Below are 19298 nucleotides of genomic sequence, written 5' to 3'. Positions count from 1 at the left end.
TGGATTTTTAGCTAGTGTGATTAATACCAAGGTAAAATTCAATGTTATGCGATAAGAGGCTATTAGTTTATAGCCTCTTAAAAGGGCATATTATTTTTTAGCGTACGGTAAACGCGTGAGTTTATTACTTGTGTGGTAGCTATCAAGCCCGGTTACTGCCACGGTTTCAATAGCCTGTAAATCTAAAAAGCCATCACTTTGAAGTGCTACTTCATCTAAATACACATCAGTGATTTCACCTATTACAAGCTCTGTACCATTGATGGCTAAATGTTGGTTTTCTACAAATTTAACCGAGTACTTTAAGCGGCTTTCTTTAACAAAAGGCGCTGCAAAGTCATTTAAGTATTCAGGCGTTAAGCCTGTAGCATCAAACTCAGACTCGCCTTTGTCGTAGCGGGCTGATGTTTGATGAGCTTGCTTATAAATAGCTTTATTAACCTGGTTAATGGTGTAACTACCGGTTTCGATTATGTTTTCGAACGTATGTCGAGGCACGCTATTTGGGCGCATTATCATGCCAACTAGCGGCGGGTGAGCACCTAAATGAATAACTGAGCTAACAATGGCGAGATTAGTATTGCCTTGTTTGTTTTGCGTGCCAATTAAGTTAGCGCTTTTAAAACCCGAAAGCGAATTAATTAAATGAGTACGAGTGTGTTTTTCAAGTGCGTTTATGCGCTCTTTAGTAAAATGCATTAAAGGTCCTTACCACGGTATGTTTTCGCCTTGCCAATCTAAGTAGGCAGGCTCACCATTGAGTTCTAAATGAGGGTTATTAAAAGTAAGTGTAAAAAGCTGCTTAGCTACAAATTCAGCTGTAAAGAGTTTTCCAGCGGGTACGTTTTTTTGAAATGGCTTTGAAAGCGCAGTATCAGTAGTCCCTGGGTGAAATAAAACGAGCTTGGTATTTTTAGCTCGGCGTGAAAGCTCAATCGCTGCGGTTTTAAATAGCATGTTAAGAGCTGCCTTAGAGGCGCGATACGTATACCAACCGCCTAATTTATTGTCGTTAATGCTGCCCACACGCGCACTAAGTGCTGTAATAGTACACTGCGTTTTATGTGTTAAGAGCGGCAAAATACTCTGCAAGCAAAGTAGGGGAGTTAGGGTGTTTGAATTGAGAAGTTGGCTAAAATACTCAGCGTCTAAATCCTCCAGCTTTTTTTCGGGCATATGGGTTTCGTTGTGCAGTGTACCATTGAATATAATAACTTGTTGTATATCGGCATTTTGCTCTTTTAGGTAATTAGTAACGCGCGCTAAACTTTGTTTTGTGTAGTCAGTGTGTAGGTGGACAACACTAGAGTCAGATTCAATGCTTTTTGAACTAATACAAACAATCTGATGAGTAGGCGTGTTTATTTGTAAATGTTCTATATATGCATTTGCTATGGCACTGCTTGCGCCGAATAAAACAATGGTTTTCATTTATCACCTTTTGCTTTTAGTCCACATTGGCCGTTACTGCACTGAGTATTTGGCATCAAAAAGCGACTGATGGGGTGCCTATACTTTGCAAATAACAGGTATCCGCAGTCAGCGAAAAAGCGAATTATTGGCAAGCGAAAAATTTTCAACCAGCTGTGTTTACCCACTATTTTCCATGCTTCGTACGTTACATCAAGCCCGTAAATCATTTCACCTGATTGCTTTTGGGCTTGCAGGTAGTTCATTGCTTTGTCTTTATCAATATACGAGTAGCGTTCACTAAAGTCGCTCGCGTTAAGATCTTCAAGCGTAATTAGATTTTTAGAGTCTACGTGTTTTAGTTGCTGCATTTCGGTGCTGCAAAGAGGGCAGTTTCCATCGTAAAAAATGATCATGTAATTGCTTTGTGATTATTTTATATATACTTTTTTACGACAAGACATTGCAAATGGATCTATTAAATATCTCTTCATGATGATATTAATAGTGTCCTACGAAACAAAGGAGAATGAGAAATGAGTGAACAATATGCCGCCTTGCGAGGTAATGTAAATTTACTTGGGCAATTACTAGGACAAACTATTAAGGATGCTCAAGGCCAAGCTATTTTAGATAAAGTAGAAGAAATTCGGGCTTTATCTAAATCATCTCGCAGTGGTAATGAAGACGACAGACAAGCGCTAATAGACGTTTTACATGCGCTTAGTGATGAAGAGCTTTTGCCGGTTGCCCGTTCATTTAATCATTTTTTAAACCTTGCTAATGTAGCAGAACAATTTCATACCGTTTCGCGTTTTAATGACGTTGGCCTTGGTCAACAAAACCCTCTCACTCAAACATTAAAAACGTTAGTTACAAAAGCAGAACAAGGCCAGCTAGATAGTAATCATTTGGCCGAAACACTCTCAAAACTCCACATAAACTTAGTATTAACCGCCCACCCAACCGAGGTGACGCGCCGTACTATTATTAACAAACATGTTGAACTAAGTGATTGCTTAGCGTCATTAGAGCGAAAAGATAACTTACCGCTAGAGCGAGACGCTATTTTAAATCGTATTGAACAGCTTATTAGCCAGGCTTGGCATACCGACGACATTCGTCGCTCTCGCCCAACGCCAGTTGATGAAGCTAAATGGGGTTATGCGGTAATCGAAAACAGTCTTTGGCACGCTGTTCCGCGCTTTTTACGTGAATTTTCAGCCAATGTTAAAGAGCAATTAAGTTTAGAGCTACCAAAAGATTACAGCCCGATTGAGTTCACATCTTGGATGGGTGGAGACCGTGATGGAAATCCATTTGTAACATCGCAGGTTACAGCAGAGGTGCTTGACCACGGTCGTTGGATGGCGCTTAACTTATATATTCAAGATTTAAAAACGTTATGCGCTGAATTATCTATGTCAGACGCCAGTGATGAGCTTATTGAGTTGGCAGGTCAAGACTTTGAACCATACAGAGCGGTGATCAAAAAGCTTAAAAACCAAGTTGCAGAGACCGTGGCTAACCTGGGCGCTAAAATTAAAAATAAGCGTAGCGATTCACAAGATTTAATTACCGATATTAATCAGCTTAAGCACCCTGTAGAGGTCTGCTACCGCTCGTTATTAAAGTGTAATATGAAAGTAGTTGCAGATGGCTTATTGCTTGATTTACTCTACCGTATTAATAGCTTTGGCTTGCGTTTAGCTAAACTCGATGTGCGCCAAGACTCGTCTCGTCACAGCGATGTTTTTTCTGAGCTGACTCGTTATTTAGGTTTAGGCGACTACAACCAATGGCAAGAGCAAGATAAACAAGCTTTTTTACTTACTGAACTTAACTCTCGCAGACCGCTTATTCCAAAACATTGGCAACCAAGCCCTGATGTTCAAGAAGTGCTAGACACCTTTGATGTTATTGCTAAGCAAGACGAACAAACATTTGGCTTGTATATTATTTCGATGGCGCGCACAGCGTCAGATATTTTAGCGGTACAACTATTGCTAAAAGAAAGCGGCTGCAGCTTTGATTTACCAGTAGCACCGTTGTTTGAAACACTTGACGATTTAAACGCAGGCAGTGATGTAATTACCACATTGCTTGATAATGTTTGGTATCGCGGGCACATTAAAAACACCCAAAACGTAATGATTGGTTACTCTGATTCAGCTAAAGATGCCGGCATGATGGCAGCAGGTTGGGCGCAGTACGAAGCAATGGACAAACTAGTACAACTTGCTGATGCACGTGGTATTGAGCTTGTTTTATTCCACGGACGTGGTGGTACAGTAGGTCGTGGTGGTGCACCCGCTGCACAAGCGCTGCATTCACAACCGCCAGGCTCTTTAAAAGGTGGTTTACGTGTAACCGAGCAAGGCGAGATGATTCGCTTTAAATTTGGTTTACCCGATGTAGCACTGCAAAGCTTAAATATTTACGCAGGCGCAGTTTTGCAAAGTAACTTACTACCGCCACCGGAGCCAAAGCCAGAATGGCGCGAAGTAATGAAGCTAATAAGTGAGGAGTCGTGTGAGCACTACCGTAATGTAGTTCGCCATGATGAAAACTTTGTACCTTACTTTAGAATGGCAACGCCTGAGCTTGAGCTGTCTAAGTTGCCGCTTGGATCGCGTCCTGCAAAACGTAATCCTAATGGTGGTGTTGAAAGCCTGCGTGCTATTCCATGGATTTTTGCGTGGAGCCAAAACCGTTTAATGCTTCCTGCATGGTTAGGTGCGTTAACTGGCTTAAAAGCTGCGCTTAATAAGTACGGCGCAGAAACCCTAAACGAAATGAGCCTACAGTGGCCATTCTTTAGATCGCGCCTAGAAATGCTAGAAATGGTATTTAGTAAAGCCGATTGCTGGTTGAGTGAGCATTACGATAATGCGCTGGTGGAAGATATGTACAAACCATTGGGTGTAACACTTCGTAAAGAGCTTCAAGAAGCGATTAGCTTGGTGCAATCACTTAGCCCGCAAAAAAGCCTACTCGCCGAACAACCTTGGATTAAGGAGTCGATTAGTTTACGTAATCCGTACACCGATCCACTTAACCTATTACAGGTTGAGCTTTTACGCCGTGCTCGCTCAGAGGAAAAACGAAACGAAGGTGACATTGATAATGCGTTAATGATCACGATGACAGGTATAGCTGCAGGTATGCGTAATACCGGCTAACACTTTATTTTGTTAGGTATACCTATTGGTATTAAAAGGGAGCACGCGATGTGCTCCCTTTTTTTGCGTTAAATAGTCTGGTATTTAACACCCTAACCTTTTAAACTACTTAGCCATTGAATAATTAAAAAATATTATGGCTTCAGCAACTTTTACTGTACAGCAAGATACAGCACTTACAAATTCGCACTTCACATTAAGCGTAGCGCAAACAGCGTCATTACGTAGTCAATTAAAATCACAACGTGGCATATTAAATTCTAATAATATTAAAGCGTTATGCGCGCAACTCAATGTGTCTGATGATGTATTACTACAAGGTTTAGTACCTTTAGCTTCTGAGTATGCTGTTGCGCCAGTGTCAGATTTTCATGTAGGCGCAATTGTTAAAGCACTTGATGAAAAGGGTGAGGTAAGCTTTTACTTTGGTGCAAATGTAGAGTTTGATCATCAAGCGTTGAGTTTAGTGGTTCATGCAGAGCAATCGGCTATAAATAACGCCTGGTTAAACGGTGCTAAAAAGATAGTTAAAATAGCGATTAGCGATGCACCGTGTGGGTATTGTCGCCAGTTTATGAACGAACTAGCTGATGCGAAAGAGTTTGATATTTTACTTCCTGATCAGCAATTTAAACTTGTTGAATTACTGCCGCATTCATTTGGACCTACCGATTTAGGTAACGAATTTAGCTTATTTAACCCAAAACCACAGCAAGGTAATTTTAGCGCTGAAGACCTTGATGAAACCCTTGCGCGTTTTGCACTTAATGCGTACGTGCCTTACAGCCAAAACTTTAGCGCCGTAAAAATAAGTACATTTAGTGATGGTGATTTTTACGGAAGTTACGCCGAAAATGCAGCTTACAGTCCAAGTTTATCGCCACTACAAAGTGCACTAAGTCAGTTCTTTTTAGCTGGGCTTAGCTTTAACGAAAGTACGGTGAAGGGAATAACATTGCTCGAAACAGCGGGTCGTGAAAACCAGTCGCAAGTGGCAAAAGCTGTACTTGCCAGTTTTACGCATTTACCTGCACTTAAAGTAATTAGCGCACCACTTAAATAGTGGCTTGCATACAATAAAGCACAGCCGGAGCTGTGCTTTATTAAAGCGAGTCATTCTATCGAATTAACTCACTGACTGCTATAACCTGTATTAATCAAGTAATACTTTAGCTGCTTCTAATACTACTGCTACAGATTTACGCTCAATTTCACCGTGGTCTACATTTGGTATTTCTTGGCGAGTACGGTTAACAAGTACGCCTGCTACACATGCTGCTTGTAATCCAAGGGCTGCACACATAGTAAATAATGTTGCCGATTCCATTTCGTAGTTCATCACGCCCAATTTTTGCCACTCTTCGCAGCTACCTTGTAGTGATTTAGGAACGTAACCAGAGTGCGTATCGTAACGCTCTTGCCCTGGGTAGAATGTATCGCTTGATGCAGTAATGCCAATATGAAAATCGATATTTAGGTTTTTACATGCTTGTACCATAGCTTGTGTTGCATAAAAGTCAGATACAGCAGGGTAGCTAAGTGGTGCAAAATGTTGGCTAGCTCCATCTAAACGTACAGACGCTTGGCTAATTAAAATTTCGCCTTCGTTAATGTGTGGCTGAATTGCACCGGTTGTACCAATACGTAAAAATTTACGCACGCCAAGTTGTGCTAATTCTTCTACTGCAATCGACGTAGATGGACCACCAATACCTGTAGAACATATAACCACAGAGTGGCCGTTTAATTGACCTAAATAAACATGAAACTCGCGAGTTTGAGCAAGGCAGGTTGGGTTGTCTAGGAATTGTGAAATACGTGCTGCACGATCTGGATCGCCCGGTACAATCGCAAGTTTTGCACCTTTAAGATCGTCAATACATAGTCCTAAGTGAAATACCTTTTCCATAGCTAAGCCTTTTATAATAATTTGTTGTCAATCTAGCATGATTGCTAGAAACGTTTATCAAGTACAGGACGATTGTCCGTTTTATCTTAACTCTTCCAATAAAGCCTTAATAATCTTAAGGGCTAATTTGATTTATTCACCAACTATGAATATTCACTCAAGTACTTATATACGTAGCCTTGTTGCGCTGTTGACATGTTCAAGCAGACATAATAAGTATCACTCAAGCGCGTAACTACGATTAAATGGATGATTACAGATTTTAATTAATATCAAATAAATTCAATGGCTTAAATTTTTAGTGAACACGTAAAAACTAACGTGTTTACTTATATTAAGCACTGACTTATTTAGCAAAGTGGCATTTATTTGAAGTTTAGGCATTTTTAGTGATTTTGCATAACTACTCAAAAGTAATTAGCTACGTACAGAATAAAAACCGAAGGAGTTTATTATGAGCACACAATTTGAAGCATTTAAAAACAAAGTTGAGCACTGTTTGTGCGCACCGGGTGATGGCGTATACACAGTAAATACTGCAAAAGAGCGCAAAGCCGCACTGCGTAATAAACTTTATGGACAAACTGAAAACGTTGATAATTTGTGGCGCGAGTCTTTAAACGAATTACCAAACTCACCACATAAAGCCGTTATGTTAGGTATTAGTTCAGACTGTGGCGGTGGGATATTACGCGGCGCAAACTGGGGGCCGTTGTTTGTCCGCTCAGCATTAATTGATCAGCAACCTCAGTGTCATTCGTTTGATTTAGGTGATGTACGTGTGATCCCACATTTACTTCATGACAAATACCTAAATGATGCAACCATTTCTAATTGCCAAAAAGCCTTATATGGTGATGAAGATAACGACTATTACGTAAGCCCGTTATCAATCACTGAGGATGTGTGCGACAGTTTTTACGCAACGTTTAAAGATAAAGGATTATTTGGTATTGGTGGCGATCACTCAATTAGTTACCCACTTACTAAAGCGTACTTAAAAGCAAAACGTGAGCAAGGTAAGCGCACGGCTATTATTCACTTTGACGCGCATACCGATTTACTTGTTGAGCGCTTAGGCATAGATTTATGCTTTGGCTCTTGGTGTACACATATACTAGAGTTTTTACCGGCGCCGCATCATTTAATACAATTTGGTATTCGCTCAAGTGGTAAGCCTAAAGCGCATTGGGAAAATACTTTTGGTGTTAAACAGCACTGGGCACATGAAATCATTGAACGCGGCGCAGCAGCGGTTGCTGCCGACGCTATTGCACAGTTAAAAGCCGATAACGTTGATGAAATATACGTAAGCTTTGATATTGATGCACTTGATGCTGAATTTGCATCCGCCACAGGTACGCCAGAGCATCACGGTTTAACGCCTCAGCATGCGCTTGATATTTTATCAGCCATTGCGGATGAGTTTCCTATTACGGGTGCAGATATGATGGAGATAGCGCCATTTACCGACAGCTCTTTAGTTGGCCAATCAAGCTCAGAAACTACACTTAGAGAAGGCGCTAAAATTTCAGCCTTTTTAATTAGTGCAATGAACAAGTAAGCTGTAGAAGCTATAAATACTAGCACTATCAGCGTATAAGTGTGCATCACATGACTAAAAACTAGCAGTTCATAAAGCCTCAGCTATATTTATTAAATACATATAATGAGTTAGTTGAGGCCTCGCTAGATGAAATTGTTGATCTTTTTATTGTTCATTAGCTGTATTAAAGTTGATGCAGCTGAAATTACAATAGTAACGGAAGTATTTCCGGACTTTCAGTATATTAATGAAGATAACAAACTCGTTGGCCGCTCTGTCGAAAAAGTTCATAAAGCGCTAGAAGGTACAGGTATAAACTACACTATGTTGGCGCATAGTTGGGCCATATCCTACAATGCAGCGCTACGCGATAAAAACACCTGTATATTTTCGATTGTTCGATTACCTAATAGAGAAAGTAAGTTTAACTGGGTAGGCGAACTGGAAAGCTTTGACTCTGCCATTTATGGTCTAAAATCCAGAGGTATAAAGTTAAACACTCTCAATGATGCTAAAAAATACAAAATAGCAGTACTGCGTGATAACTTTAGTCATCATTATTTGCTTGAAAGGGGCTTTAGTGAAAGCAAGCATTTATTACTCATCGATAGCCTAGATAAAATAGATAAACTCATAAGCACTCGTCACCATATACTTGATTTTGTTATCCTCAACAAAAAGCAATTTAACTATCGAGTTAAAACAGAGCCTAAGCTTGAGTTACTAGAACCATTACTTGATTTAAACACAACTCAGTCTCCGTTATTTTTTGCCTGTAATATAAATATGGATCCGGCTTTAGTTTCTCAATTAAAAGTTGCCTTTAATAAAATTTAAGCACTTTAAACTCACTGTTTTACCTCTTAAATAATTGAAAATTAATAGCTTAAATATATTTCGTAAATATAAATTGCTGCGTTTAAAAAACCGATTATAATCCAGCTGCTTTTTGTTTAAAAAAGCGCTAACTTATTGGAGCGTTAAATGGGTGATTTAATCGGGATTAGCTTATTGATCTTGATCAGTGCGTTGTTTGCTATGTCAGAAATAGCAATTGCAGCGTCGCGTAAAATAAAACTGCGGGTAATGGCAGATGAAGGAAATATAAAAGCAGCAGCGGTATTAAAGCTACAAGAAAATCCAGGGGCTTTTTTTGCCATGATCCAAATTGCACTCAACGCGATTGCGATTTTGGGTGGTATTGTGGGCGAGCAGGCTTTATCGCCTTATGTTGAAAGTGTTTTAGTGCTTTTTTATCAAGGCGCACACTTAGAAAAAATTAGCTTTTTATTCTCGTTTTTTACTATTACATCTTTGTTTATATTGTTCGCCGATTTAATGCCAAAGCGTTTAGCGATGATCATGCCAGAAGCTGTCGCTGTCAGAGTGGTTACAATAATGCGCTGGGTTACCTTTGCATTAACTCCACTGGTGATGTTTTTTAATGGGGTAACGAACTTTGTGCTGCGTTTGTTTAAAGTGCCCGCTGAGCGAGAAGACAATGTAACAACTGAGGACATTGTTGCTATGATGGAAGCAGGTGCTGCTTATGGTAGTTTGCAAAAGCAAGAGTATGAACTCATTGGCAATGTGTTTGACCTAGAAGCGCGATTTTTATCAAGCGTTATGACTCCACGCGACCAAATTGTCTATTTTGATTTAAATGAATCTAGCCATGATATTGCGACTAAAATTATTGATCATCCTCATAATCATTTTTTAGTGGTGTCAGGAAATTTAGATAAGTTGCATGGCTCTGTTGAATCTAAAGATATTTTACGACAAGTACTAAAAGGCGAAGCCGCCAATATAAACGATGATCTGATTGATAAAGATGTTTTTTACTTACCGGAAACATTAAGCCTATCAGAAGCCTTAAATGCGTTTAAAAGTGCAGCAAAGCCGTTTGCTGTTGTAGTAAACGAATATGCACTTTCGGTGGGTATTGTTACCGTTAAAGACTTAATGAAAGGGTTTATGGGGGATTTAATTACTCACCAAGGCGACGAATTAATCATAGAACGCGATAAAAATTCATGGCTTGTAGATGGTTTAACCCCAATTACCGATTTAGCAAAAGTACTTGATATAGAAGAATTTCCTGACCAGATGCTTTACGAGACTGTAGCTGGATTTTTAATTTATAACATGAAGCGTATACCTAAACGTGCGGAACATTTTACTTTTTCAGGCTTTAAGTTTGAAGTAGTTGACGTAGAAGGGATTAGGGTAGAGCAGTTGTTAGTTTCAAGGGTTATTAACCCACAGAGTGCTAATATCCTTTAAAATAAGGTGCGCTTTAGTTTTATATAAATAGCCAAGCTGTATTTGCTTGGCTTTTTTGTACTTGTTAAAATTCTTGTTCCTAAAATGAAATAATTTCAATGTGTTAGGTTGTTTTATTTTCATACAGTCTTGATTCTATTTTCATCTAATTAACATTAAATGCAACCTAAGACGTATATTGTACTGGGGAGTGTAAGTTTGTGTAAATTTCTTCTAATTAAGATTCATTATCAGCGCGTTTTAATTTAGAATGATCGTTCACTCTAAACTAAAAGGTATTTAACATGCAGCGTTCCCGCATCGCTTTATTTGTATTGTCAGCCCTCATCGGTTCTGTTGCTTTAACTGGTTGTGATCAAGCAACTGAGCAATCACAAGCTTCAGCTCCTAAAGCTGTACCAGTGGGTGTACTTACATTAAAAAGCCAAGCGCTTACTCTCAAAAAAGAACTTCCTGGTCGTATCAGCGCATTTCAAATTGCTGAAATTCGCCCACAAGTAAGTGGTATTGTTCAATCTCGTTTATTTGTTGAAGGTAATGAGGTTAAACAAGGCCAAGCACTGTATCAAATAGACCCTGCTACATTTGAAGCAGACTTAGCAGCAAGTGAAGCAAGCGTAGCGCGCGCAGAGGCAAGCATTGCCAGCTCTAAATCAAAAGCATCGCGTTATAAAGAACTTTTAAAAATTAAAGCCGTGAGCCAACAAGATTTTGATGAAGCAGATGCCGCATACAAGCAAGCTAATGCTGAATTATTAACAGCTAAAGCGCAGTTAAAATCAGCGCAAATCAATCTCGATTACAGCCACGTCTCTTCTCCTATTAGTGGTCAAATTAGTAAATCAAGCGTAACAGTGGGTGCACTTGTAAGTGCCAATCAAAGTACAGCACTTGCTACAGTAACTCAGTTAGATCCAATTTATATCGATTTAACACAATCAAGTAATGAGCTTACCCAACTTAAAAAAGCAATATCATCAGGTGCTCTAACTGTCGATTCGGCTAATCAAACTGACGTTGAACTTATTATGGAAGATGGCTCTATTTATCCTCATAAAGGCACATTACAGTTTTCTGAAGTGACCGTTGATCCAAGTACTGGCTCAGTAACACTGCGTGCTAAATTTTCAAACCCAGAAAAATTATTACTGCCTGGCATGTATGCTCGAGCTTCTATTGTGGAAGGTGTTAAAGCGGGTGCTATTTTAGCTCCGCAACGTGGCGTTAGCCGTAATTCAAAAGGCGAACCAACAGCAATGGTTGTGAGCAAAGAAAATACAGTTGAAAGTCGTGTTTTAAAAGTAGACCGCACAATAGGTTCTGACTGGCTTGTTACCGATGGTCTAATGGATGGCGATAAATTAATTGTTGAAGGCTTACAAAAAATCCGCCCTGGTGCACCAGTGAATCCTTCTGAAATTCAATCGTCTGCTAAAGCCGATCAAGCGCAATAACGGAGAGTTTTAATGTCACGATTTTTTATCGATAGACCGATATTTGCTTGGGTACTCGCTATTGTAGTGATGCTTGCAGGTATTTTGGCGATTAGGAGTTTACCTATTTCGCAGTATCCTTCAATTGCACCACCTGCAGTGAGTATTACTGCAACGTACCCTGGTGCATCTGCACGAACACTTGAAGATACGGTAACGCAAGTTATTGAGCAAAAAATGAAAGGGCTTGATGGCTTGCTTTATATGTCATCTACGTCTGAGTCGAGTGGTTCTGCTACGCTTACACTTTCGTTTAGCGCTGAAACTGACCCTGATATTGCACAAGTTCAAGTGCAAAATAAACTAGCTACAGCAACTCCACTATTACCAGAAGCCGTACAAAGGCAAGGTGTGGTAGTTGCAAAATCAGCGCGTAACTTTTTAATGGTTTATGCTTTTGTGTCTAAAGATGGCAGCATGACCAATATTGATATTGGCGATTATGTTTCATCAAACGTGCAAGACGTTGTCTCGCGTGTTGAAGGCGTAGGTGAAGTACAGCTGTTTGGTTCTCAGTACGCGATGCGTATTTGGTTAGACCCTGCAAAACTACAAAACTATCAGCTTACACCTGCCGACATCAGCGCCTCTATTTCTGCACAGAATGCACAAGTATCTGCTGGTCAACTTGGTGGTATGCCAGCGGTTGATGGTCAGCAGCTTAATGCTACAGTAACGGCGCAAAGCCGATTACAAACGCCAGAGCAATTTGAACAAATCTTAGTTAAAACCAATCCAGATGGCTCTTTTGTGCGTCTAGAGGACGTTGCTAGAGTAGAGCTTGGCGGTGAAAGCTACCGTGTTGTTGCACGTTACGATGGACAACCAGCATCAGGCTTAGGTATCAAATTAGCCAGTGGCGCGAACGCACTTGATACAGCTGAAGGTGTTAAAAAAGCAATTGAAGAGTTAAAACCGTTTTTCCCTGAAGGGTTAGATGCGGTTGTACCTTACGACACAACGCCATTTGTATCGCTCTCTATCGAAAAAGTTATTCACACTTTAATTGAAGCCGTTGTTTTAGTATTTGTAGTTATGTATTTGTTCCTACAAAACTTTAGGGCAACACTTATTCCAACTATTGCCGTGCCTGTAGTTTTACTTGGTACGTTTGGTATTTTATACACCTTTGGTTATTCAATAAATACACTAACGATGTTTGCGATGGTACTTGCCATAGGATTATTGGTAGATGATGCAATCGTTGTTGTAGAAAACGTAGAGCGCTTAATGACCGAGGAAAAACTCTCAGCGCTTGAAGCAACACGAAAATCTATGGATGAAATTAAAGGCGCGCTGGTAGGTATAGCTATGGTGCTTTCGGCTGTATTTATTCCAATGGCATTTTTTAGTGGTTCTACCGGTATTATTTATCGTCAGTTCTCTATTACACTGGTATCGGCGATGGGTCTTTCGGTATTGGTGGCACTTATTTTAACACCTGCATTGTGTGCAACGCTTTTAAAACCAAGCCACGTTCACGATAACACCTCATTTATTGGCAAATTTTTCTCTGGCTTTAACCGTGGGTTTGATAAAACTAATAGCGGTGCGCAAGGCTTTGTTAGCCGAATGATCAACCACTCTAAGCGTTATTTACTTATTTACGCGGTGATAGTGGGTGGCATGGTGTATGTATTTTCGCATTTACCAACGGCGTTTTTACCAGACGAAGACCAAGGTATTTTATTTAACCAAGTTTCATTACCAGCGGGTTCTACAACACAGCAAACGCTTGAGGTTGTTAAAAAGGTAGAAAATCACTTTTTAAACGATCAATCTGAAGCAGTAAACGGTATTTTAACCGTGACTGGTTTTAGTTTTGCAGGTTCTGGTCAAAACTCAGCAATTGCCTTTGTAAATCTTAAACATTGGGATGAGCGTCAGCGTGACGAGTTATCTGTTCAAGGTGTTGCAGGTAAAGCGATGGGCTACTTTTCAACGATAAAAGAAGCATTTGTTTTTGCCTTTCCGCCACCTGCAATTGTTGAGCTGGGAACTGCTAATGGCTTTAATATTTTCTTACAAGACCGTGTAGGCCTTGGCCATGAGGCACTTTTAGCTGCACGAAATCAGTTATTAGGTTTAGCAAGCCAAAGTCCAATTTTAGCGGGCGTGCGTCCAAATGGACAAGAAGATATGCCAGAGCTACAACTTGATACAGATTTGGCAAAAGCCGAAGCGCTTGGTGTGTCGCAAAACGATATTAACAGTACACTTTCGACAGCATGGGGTAGTAGTTATGTGAATGACTTTATTGACCGTGGTCGAGTGAAAAAAGTGTATATGCAAGGTGATGTACAATCTCGCATGGTGCCTGAGGATCTAAATAAGTGGTATGTACGCAATGATAATGGCGATATGGTGCCCTTTTCAGCGTTTGCTAGTGCCTACTGGACGTATGGTTCGCCGCGTTTAGAGCGTTACAATGGTTTTTCAGCAATGGAAATTCAAGGTAGTGCAGCGCCAGGTTACAGTACAGGCCAAGCAATGGATGAAATGGAGCGTTTAGTTAAACAATTACCAAATGGTATTTCGTCTGAGTGGACCGGTATTTCATTCCAAGAGCGCTCTAGTAGCGGTCAAGCACCTCTACTATATGGCCTATCGCTGTTATTTGTATTTTTATGTTTAGCCGCGCTTTATGAAAGTTGGTCGGTACCGTTTGCGGTAATGATGATTGTGCCACTGGGTATATTTGGTGCAATTATGGCAGCGCTTGGCGGTGGCTTATCTAACGATATCTACTTGCAGGTAGGCTTGTTGACCACCATTGGTTTGGCATCTAAAAATGCGATACTGATTGTAGAGTTTGCGATTCATAAAATGGAAGAAGGGCTTGGCTTAGTTGATGCGGCTATTGCTGCTGTTCGCCTTCGTTTGCGTCCAATACTTATGACTTCGATGGCCTTTATTTGTGGTGTTTTACCGCTTGCTATTGCCTCAAGCGCGGGTTCTGGTGCGCAAAATGCGTTAGGTATTTCGATTATTGGCGGCACACTTGCATCATCAATATTAGTTGTTGTTTTTGTACCGTTATTCTTTGTGTTAGTGCGCCGTGTATTTCCTGGCAAAGCTAAAGAGACTACGAAGGAGAGCGCAGAATGAGCATTAAAACATTCAGCCTAAGTGCAATTGCTTTATTGGTGCTAAGTGGTTGCCAACTAGCGCCAGAGCAAAAAGACCTTGCTTTACCAGTATCTGATGCTTATGCATCAGATACTGGGCAAAGCGCTGCGCAGCAATTAAATTGGCAGCAGTTTTTTAATGACGAAAAACTACAAACGTTAATTAGTCAAAGCCTTGAGCATAACAAAGACATGCAAATTGCAGTGCTTAATGTGCAGCGTGTGCGTGGTTTATATCAAATTGAAGACTCTGCTTTGTATCCATCCCTTGATTTAAATGCCTCAGGTACGCGCCAGCGTTTACCGGCTGACTTATCAGGTACTGGCGATGCAGCTATTAGCTCGCAATACAGTACAACAGTGGGTATTACCTCTTACGAGTTAGATATTTGGGGCAAGGTAAGTAACCAATCAGCGCAAGCACTGCAAAACTTATACTCTACAGAGCTTAGTCAATACAGCACGCAGGTGTCTTTAATTTCAGAGTTGGCAAATGCGTGGCTAAATTATGCAACTGATTTGCAACTGCTAGAGCTTGCAAAAGAAACGCTTACCTCTCAGCAAGAGTCATTATCGCTTACGCAAAAAAGCTTTGATTTAGGTGCGACGTCTTCTATTACTCTTGAGCAGCTTAAAAGCACAGTTGCTACGGCAAAAGTAGACATAGCAACGTACAAACGTTTGTTAAAGCGTGATAAAAGTGCCTTAGATTTATTAGTAGGTAAATCTGTTTCAGCTGATTTACTACCTAATAAAGACCTGACTAACTTGATCAGTATGCCAGAAGTACCCGTTGGTTTACCGTCTGACCTGTTATCACAGCGCCCTGATATTAAAGCCGCTGAGCATTTAATGCTTGCTGCTAATGCCAATATTGGTATTGCTCGTGCGGCGTTTTATCCAAGCATAAGCTTAACAGCCAATGCGGGGTCTGCTTCAAGTGACTTAAGTGGCTTGTTTGATTCAGGCTCTGGGACATGGAGTTTTGTGCCGACAATTAGCTTACCTATTTTTAATATGGGACGTAACCAAGCAAATCTCGATGTAGCAAAAGCAGATCAAGAAATTGCAGTGGCAACGTATCAGCAAAAAATTCAAAATGCGTTTCGCGAAGTTGCCGATGCACTTGCTGATAGAGAAGGTTACCAAGAGCAATTAAGTGCCCTTGATATGCTTATAAGTAGTCGACAAATCACGTTTGATTTATCAAAAATGCGTTACGAAAAAGGCGCAGATAGCTACTTGCAAGTACTTGATGCTCAGCGTACGTGGTACGGCGCGCAACAGCAGTTAATTGCGGGTCAGCAAGCGTATCTTGCGAGTCAAATTAACTTGTACAAAGCGCTTGGTGGCGGATGGAATGTAGCCAGTGAAACAACTCAGGAAGAGAAATAATATTTGCGGCTTTTAAAGCCGCATTACATATTTACATGGCAAGACTATTTATAGCTCTTGCTTTACTGAGTTTATGACTTGGTAGTGGAGTTGAACATGAAGCCTAAAGCAAAAAGGCAAACAGATCCCGCGATAGCACTTGCTAGGCGTGAGCAAATTTTATCAGCTGCTGCAGAGTGTTTTCGCCGTAAAGGTTACCACGGTGCAGGTATGGCAGAAATATCTAAAACGGCAGGGATGAGTGCAGGCCATATTTATAATTACTTTGAAAGCAAAGAGGCGATTATAGAAAGCATTATTGAAAAAGACATGGAAGAAATGTTCTCTATCTTTCAAAAGTTTGAAGATCACCCTGGTGATGTTTTGGCGGCTCTTTTAGATGGCTTAAATATTGGCGTGCAAAGACACATGGATACAGGCTCATGTGTTATCGATTTAGATATGATGGCAGAAGCGGGTCGTAATATTAAAGTCGCTACTCTTTTGCGTGAAACCGATATTCAAGCAAGAGGGCGCATGAGGCAGCTTTTAGCAAGCGAGCGAAGTGCGCTCAAAGACATTGATGAGCGTGAACTTGAAAGCCGAATTAATGTTATTTTTTCGATGATGGCAGGGTTATTACTTAGAAAGTTACTTTACCCTGAGCTAACCGAAGAAACGGTACTCATAGCGCTTCGCCCTGCGATGAAAACATTACTGATGCCATTTGATAAAGCGCAGTAACGCTCAAAATAGATAACTAAAAAGTAAGCTAGCCAATATTTTGGCTAGCTTTTTTATTTATACTATTTAAAAACGCTCGATTGACCACTGAAGTGCAATGATTGCGATAGCAATGGAGCCCATTGGCATTAACCACTTTTTATACCAAGTGTAGTGTCGTACATAAATGAGTATTGGTAAGGCTATCAGTAAGATACTAAGTTGACCGATTTCGACGCCTAAATTAAACGCCAATATACTAAGCAGTTGATAGTCGCTCGACAAGCCAAGCTCGCCAAGTACGCTCGCAAATCCCATCCCGTGCAGTAAACCAAAAGCAAAAGTAAGCCAACCTAAACGAAGTACCAACGGCCACACATTATTTAATGCTGCAAATAAAACCGATATAGCAATTCCAAGCTCTACCCAGCGGCTATTTGGTGAGACTAAGCTCATAGCTGTTGCGGTAAGCGTAATAGAGTGCGCAAGTGTAAACGCGGTTACTATCCATGCTGTGTGTTTAATAATTTGTTTTTTAGAGCTAATACCTTGCCATGCTTTATCGCTGCGCTTTAAAACACAGGTAAGTAACAGGGCGATTAAAAATAAAATATGATCAATACCAATCCAAATATGTAAAACACCCTGATACACGTATTGATTAAAGGTACTTAAATAACTTGTTTGCTCAAAGCTGAACGTTTGTTGTGCCTCGTTGATATTAAATACACGAGATACACCGTTTATATTTACGATGGATTTATGATTGGCATCGGTTTTAAAAAAAGCAGAATAGGAAAGGGAGATTGTTTCATTGTCATCACAGCTAAACTGCAGCGGAATCACCAAATAAGGCTGGTTAAAATGGTTATCTAGCTGATAGATACCTTCACTTTTTAAAGGGCATGATTGCGCGTTTTGCGTGATATTTAAATTTTCTTCAATGAAGTTATTAATTGAGCTGCGTTTTGCTTTTATTTCTGCCCACGAAATTTGCCCGTTTTTATCTAAATCCAGAGGTACTGCGTGCTCTAAGTCGGCTATATTAATTTGCCAGGTACCCGTGTATTGGTTTTTGTTGGTGTCGTTATTGTTCTCGCTATTTAAGGTTATATAACTTGTACTTAGTTGATGGGCAAAGCTGTAAGTTGAAAAAATACACAGCATTAAAGTGAGTATAAATAGATAAGGCGTTTTCATAGTGTGTCTCGTTGCATCGCTTTTGCTTGAGTAAGTAATTGCTCATCGGTGCTCATTTTAGCCTGTTGCCAATTAATATGAGCCCAGTAAAGTGCTTTTTCGCGATTTGGTTGTACATCAAGGTAATATTTAGCTAAGTCACTTGCATGAAAAGAATCTTTGCGAAGCTCTCGTAGTGTAACTCTTTGCGCCATTGTATTTTGCCATTTTTTATCGCGTTTATTTAGTTTTTTTTCTGCGATTGAAAGTCTTAGCAAAATAGCATCCTCTAAATTACTTTTATCAGGAAGCAGTACGCTTAATGTATTTAATACTTGTTGTGGTTGATTTAGAGCAATTTGAATATCGGCCCATAAAACAATAAGGCTCACAGGGGCTTGAACTAAATCTACACTTTGTAAGTGAGACATAGCTTGTTTGTAGTTATTTAAACGGTAGCTCATTTCACTTAAAACATGGTTTGTAGCTAGGCTAGTTTGATTATTATTTATAATTTTTACTAATGCTTGGTAGCTGTCTAAAACGCTTTCATGTTGGCTTTGTACATCGAGTACACAGGTGCTAGCAGTAATAGTACTTACTTGCCCAATTAAGGCTACGCAGTATTTTTTTGCTTGTGCGAACTTACCTTGAGTCATAAATATATTGGCTAGCAATAAATGGCTATTATTATGTTTTGGCTCTTTAATCAAAACGTTGTTAGCAATATCAATAGCTTCGTCAAAAAGGTGCTCTTTTTGTAAAACGCGAGCATATAAGTAACCAATTTGAGATGAGGGTGTTTGTTTATATAGCTGGGCTAAACGGGTTTTAAGTAGCCCCTGTAAGCGCTCTGTTTGGCCGGCATATTGGCTGTTAGTGACTAATGTATTTATTTCGTCAACAGAGAGAGAAGCACTAAGCGTTGAATTACTTTTGGCAATAACTGCATCATCTTTTGGGGTAAAAGGCGCAGCGCTCAACGCAAAGGGTGTTAGGCATAAAGTAATAAATGCGACGGACTTAAAAATTGATAAATGCATTATAAATATCCTTTGAAAAAAGCCA

General features: G+C 40.1%; 15 protein-coding genes. 9 read left to right on the top strand and 6 right to left on the bottom strand.

What is annotated here, in order from left to right:
- Nucleotides 1–90: 90 nt before the first annotated feature.
- Genes ABX891_RS19075 through ABX891_RS19065 form a run of 3 tightly spaced genes read right to left on the bottom strand, consistent with a single transcriptional unit; the run spans nucleotide 91 to nucleotide 1826 of the window.
- Nucleotides 91–699 (bottom strand): flavin reductase family protein, encoded by a 609-nt coding sequence (locus ABX891_RS19075; protein ID WP_290192762.1) that lies wholly within the window; start codon nucleotides 697–699, stop codon nucleotides 91–93.
- Between the two features lie 9 nt (nucleotides 700–708).
- Nucleotides 709–1431 (bottom strand): SDR family NAD(P)-dependent oxidoreductase, encoded by a 723-nt coding sequence (locus tag ABX891_RS19070; RefSeq protein WP_354630388.1) that lies wholly within the window; start codon nucleotides 1429–1431, stop codon nucleotides 709–711.
- Nucleotides 1428–1826: a thiol-disulfide oxidoreductase DCC family protein gene (locus ABX891_RS19065; RefSeq protein ID WP_024605706.1), complete on the bottom strand. Its 399-nt coding sequence runs from the start codon at nucleotides 1824–1826 to the stop codon at nucleotides 1428–1430. The genes ABX891_RS19070 and ABX891_RS19065 overlap by 4 nt, the downstream gene beginning before the upstream one ends.
- A gap of 120 nt (nucleotides 1827–1946) precedes the next feature.
- Between ABX891_RS19065 and ppc the strand changes: the two genes are divergently transcribed.
- Together ppc and cdd are read left to right on the top strand one after the other, a co-directional pair.
- A complete protein-coding gene (gene ppc, locus ABX891_RS19060) occupies nucleotides 1947–4592 on the top strand; it encodes a phosphoenolpyruvate carboxylase (protein WP_354630387.1) in 2646 nt (881 codons plus the stop codon).
- A 136-nt stretch (nucleotides 4593–4728) separates the two neighbouring features.
- Complete coding sequence (gene cdd, locus ABX891_RS19055) at nucleotides 4729–5655, top strand: cytidine deaminase (protein WP_024605707.1); 927 nt, start codon at nucleotides 4729–4731, stop codon at nucleotides 5653–5655.
- A gap of 90 nt (nucleotides 5656–5745) precedes the next feature.
- On the opposite strand, the gene udp is transcribed toward cdd, so the two are convergent.
- Complete coding sequence (gene udp, locus ABX891_RS19050; protein ID WP_007375563.1) at nucleotides 5746–6501, bottom strand: uridine phosphorylase; 756 nt, start codon at nucleotides 6499–6501, stop codon at nucleotides 5746–5748.
- 454 nt (nucleotides 6502–6955) lie between these two features.
- Between udp and ABX891_RS19045 the strand changes: the two genes are divergently transcribed.
- From ABX891_RS19045 to ABX891_RS19015, 7 genes are all read left to right on the top strand, one after another.
- The gene (locus tag ABX891_RS19045) at nucleotides 6956–8065 is read left to right on the top strand and encodes an arginase family protein (protein ID WP_024605708.1); all 1110 of its coding nucleotides are present in this window, start codon (nucleotides 6956–6958) and stop codon (nucleotides 8063–8065) included.
- A gap of 129 nt (nucleotides 8066–8194) precedes the next feature.
- Nucleotides 8195–8884: a transporter substrate-binding domain-containing protein gene (locus ABX891_RS19040; RefSeq protein WP_002959026.1), complete on the top strand. Its 690-nt coding sequence runs from the start codon at nucleotides 8195–8197 to the stop codon at nucleotides 8882–8884.
- Nucleotides 8885–9031: 147 nt separating this feature from the next.
- Nucleotides 9032–10333 carry a polyamine export protein PaeA gene (gene paeA / locus ABX891_RS19035; RefSeq protein WP_197117100.1) on the top strand — a complete coding sequence of 434 codons (1302 nt, stop codon included), beginning with the start codon at nucleotides 9032–9034 and terminating at the stop codon, nucleotides 10331–10333.
- Nucleotides 10334–10617: 284 nt separating this feature from the next.
- Nucleotides 10618–11787, top strand: a complete 1170-nt coding sequence (locus tag ABX891_RS19030; protein ID WP_354630386.1) for an efflux RND transporter periplasmic adaptor subunit — start codon at nucleotides 10618–10620, stop codon at nucleotides 11785–11787.
- 12 nt (nucleotides 11788–11799) lie between these two features.
- On the top strand, nucleotides 11800–14934 hold the full coding sequence (locus tag ABX891_RS19025; protein ID WP_354630385.1) for an efflux RND transporter permease subunit: 3135 nt from the start codon (nucleotides 11800–11802) through the stop codon (nucleotides 14932–14934).
- Nucleotides 14931–16349: an efflux transporter outer membrane subunit gene (locus ABX891_RS19020; protein ID WP_354630384.1), complete on the top strand. Its 1419-nt coding sequence runs from the start codon at nucleotides 14931–14933 to the stop codon at nucleotides 16347–16349. Before ABX891_RS19025 ends, ABX891_RS19020 begins: the two co-directional genes overlap by 4 nt.
- Before the next feature lie 96 nt (nucleotides 16350–16445).
- Entirely contained in the window at nucleotides 16446–17072 is a 627-nt protein-coding gene (locus ABX891_RS19015) for a TetR/AcrR family transcriptional regulator (protein ID WP_290192542.1), read from the top strand.
- A 66-nt stretch (nucleotides 17073–17138) separates the two neighbouring features.
- Here the strand turns inward: ABX891_RS19015 and ABX891_RS19010 are convergent, their stop codons facing one another.
- Together ABX891_RS19010 and ABX891_RS19005 are read right to left on the bottom strand one after the other, a co-directional pair.
- Complete coding sequence (locus ABX891_RS19010; protein WP_290192543.1) at nucleotides 17139–18251, bottom strand: HupE/UreJ family protein; 1113 nt, start codon at nucleotides 18249–18251, stop codon at nucleotides 17139–17141.
- Nucleotides 18248–19273: a hypothetical protein gene (locus ABX891_RS19005; protein ID WP_354630383.1), complete on the bottom strand. Its 1026-nt coding sequence runs from the start codon at nucleotides 19271–19273 to the stop codon at nucleotides 18248–18250. The genes ABX891_RS19010 and ABX891_RS19005 overlap by 4 nt, the downstream gene beginning before the upstream one ends.
- Between the last annotated feature and the right edge of the window lie 25 nt (nucleotides 19274–19298).

Source organism: Pseudoalteromonas sp. NCIMB 1079, assembly GCF_040567695.1.
Taxonomy (GTDB): domain Bacteria; phylum Pseudomonadota; class Gammaproteobacteria; order Enterobacterales; family Alteromonadaceae; genus Pseudoalteromonas; species Pseudoalteromonas distincta.
The sequence above is the reverse complement of the archived record's forward strand: the minus strand, read 5'-3'. Positions and strand labels throughout refer to the sequence as shown.

What these genes read in the sequence shown, in the direction of transcription:
- ABX891_RS19075 (WP_290192762.1), bottom strand. Translation starts at nt 699, where the DNA reads ATGCATTTTACTAAAGAGCGCATAAACGCACTTGAAAAACACACTCGT.
- ABX891_RS19070 (WP_354630388.1), bottom strand. Translation starts at nt 1,431, where the DNA reads ATGAAAACCATTGTTTTATTCGGCGCAAGCAGTGCCATAGCAAATGCA.
- ABX891_RS19065 (WP_024605706.1), bottom strand. Translation starts at nt 1,826, where the DNA reads ATGATCATTTTTTACGATGGAAACTGCCCTCTTTGCAGCACCGAAATG.
- ppc (WP_354630387.1), top strand. Translation starts at nt 1,947, where the DNA reads ATGAGTGAACAATATGCCGCCTTGCGAGGTAATGTAAATTTACTTGGG.
- cdd (WP_024605707.1), top strand. Translation starts at nt 4,729, where the DNA reads ATGGCTTCAGCAACTTTTACTGTACAGCAAGATACAGCACTTACAAAT.
- udp (WP_007375563.1), bottom strand. Translation starts at nt 6,501, where the DNA reads ATGGAAAAGGTATTTCACTTAGGACTATGTATTGACGATCTTAAAGGT.
- ABX891_RS19045 (WP_024605708.1), top strand. Translation starts at nt 6,956, where the DNA reads ATGAGCACACAATTTGAAGCATTTAAAAACAAAGTTGAGCACTGTTTG.
- ABX891_RS19040 (WP_002959026.1), top strand. Translation starts at nt 8,195, where the DNA reads ATGAAATTGTTGATCTTTTTATTGTTCATTAGCTGTATTAAAGTTGAT.
- paeA (WP_197117100.1), top strand. Translation starts at nt 9,032, where the DNA reads ATGGGTGATTTAATCGGGATTAGCTTATTGATCTTGATCAGTGCGTTG.
- ABX891_RS19030 (WP_354630386.1), top strand. Translation starts at nt 10,618, where the DNA reads ATGCAGCGTTCCCGCATCGCTTTATTTGTATTGTCAGCCCTCATCGGT.
- ABX891_RS19025 (WP_354630385.1), top strand. Translation starts at nt 11,800, where the DNA reads ATGTCACGATTTTTTATCGATAGACCGATATTTGCTTGGGTACTCGCT.
- ABX891_RS19020 (WP_354630384.1), top strand. Translation starts at nt 14,931, where the DNA reads ATGAGCATTAAAACATTCAGCCTAAGTGCAATTGCTTTATTGGTGCTA.
- ABX891_RS19015 (WP_290192542.1), top strand. Translation starts at nt 16,446, where the DNA reads ATGAAGCCTAAAGCAAAAAGGCAAACAGATCCCGCGATAGCACTTGCT.
- ABX891_RS19010 (WP_290192543.1), bottom strand. Translation starts at nt 18,251, where the DNA reads ATGAAAACGCCTTATCTATTTATACTCACTTTAATGCTGTGTATTTTT.
- ABX891_RS19005 (WP_354630383.1), bottom strand. Translation starts at nt 19,273, where the DNA reads ATGCATTTATCAATTTTTAAGTCCGTCGCATTTATTACTTTATGCCTA.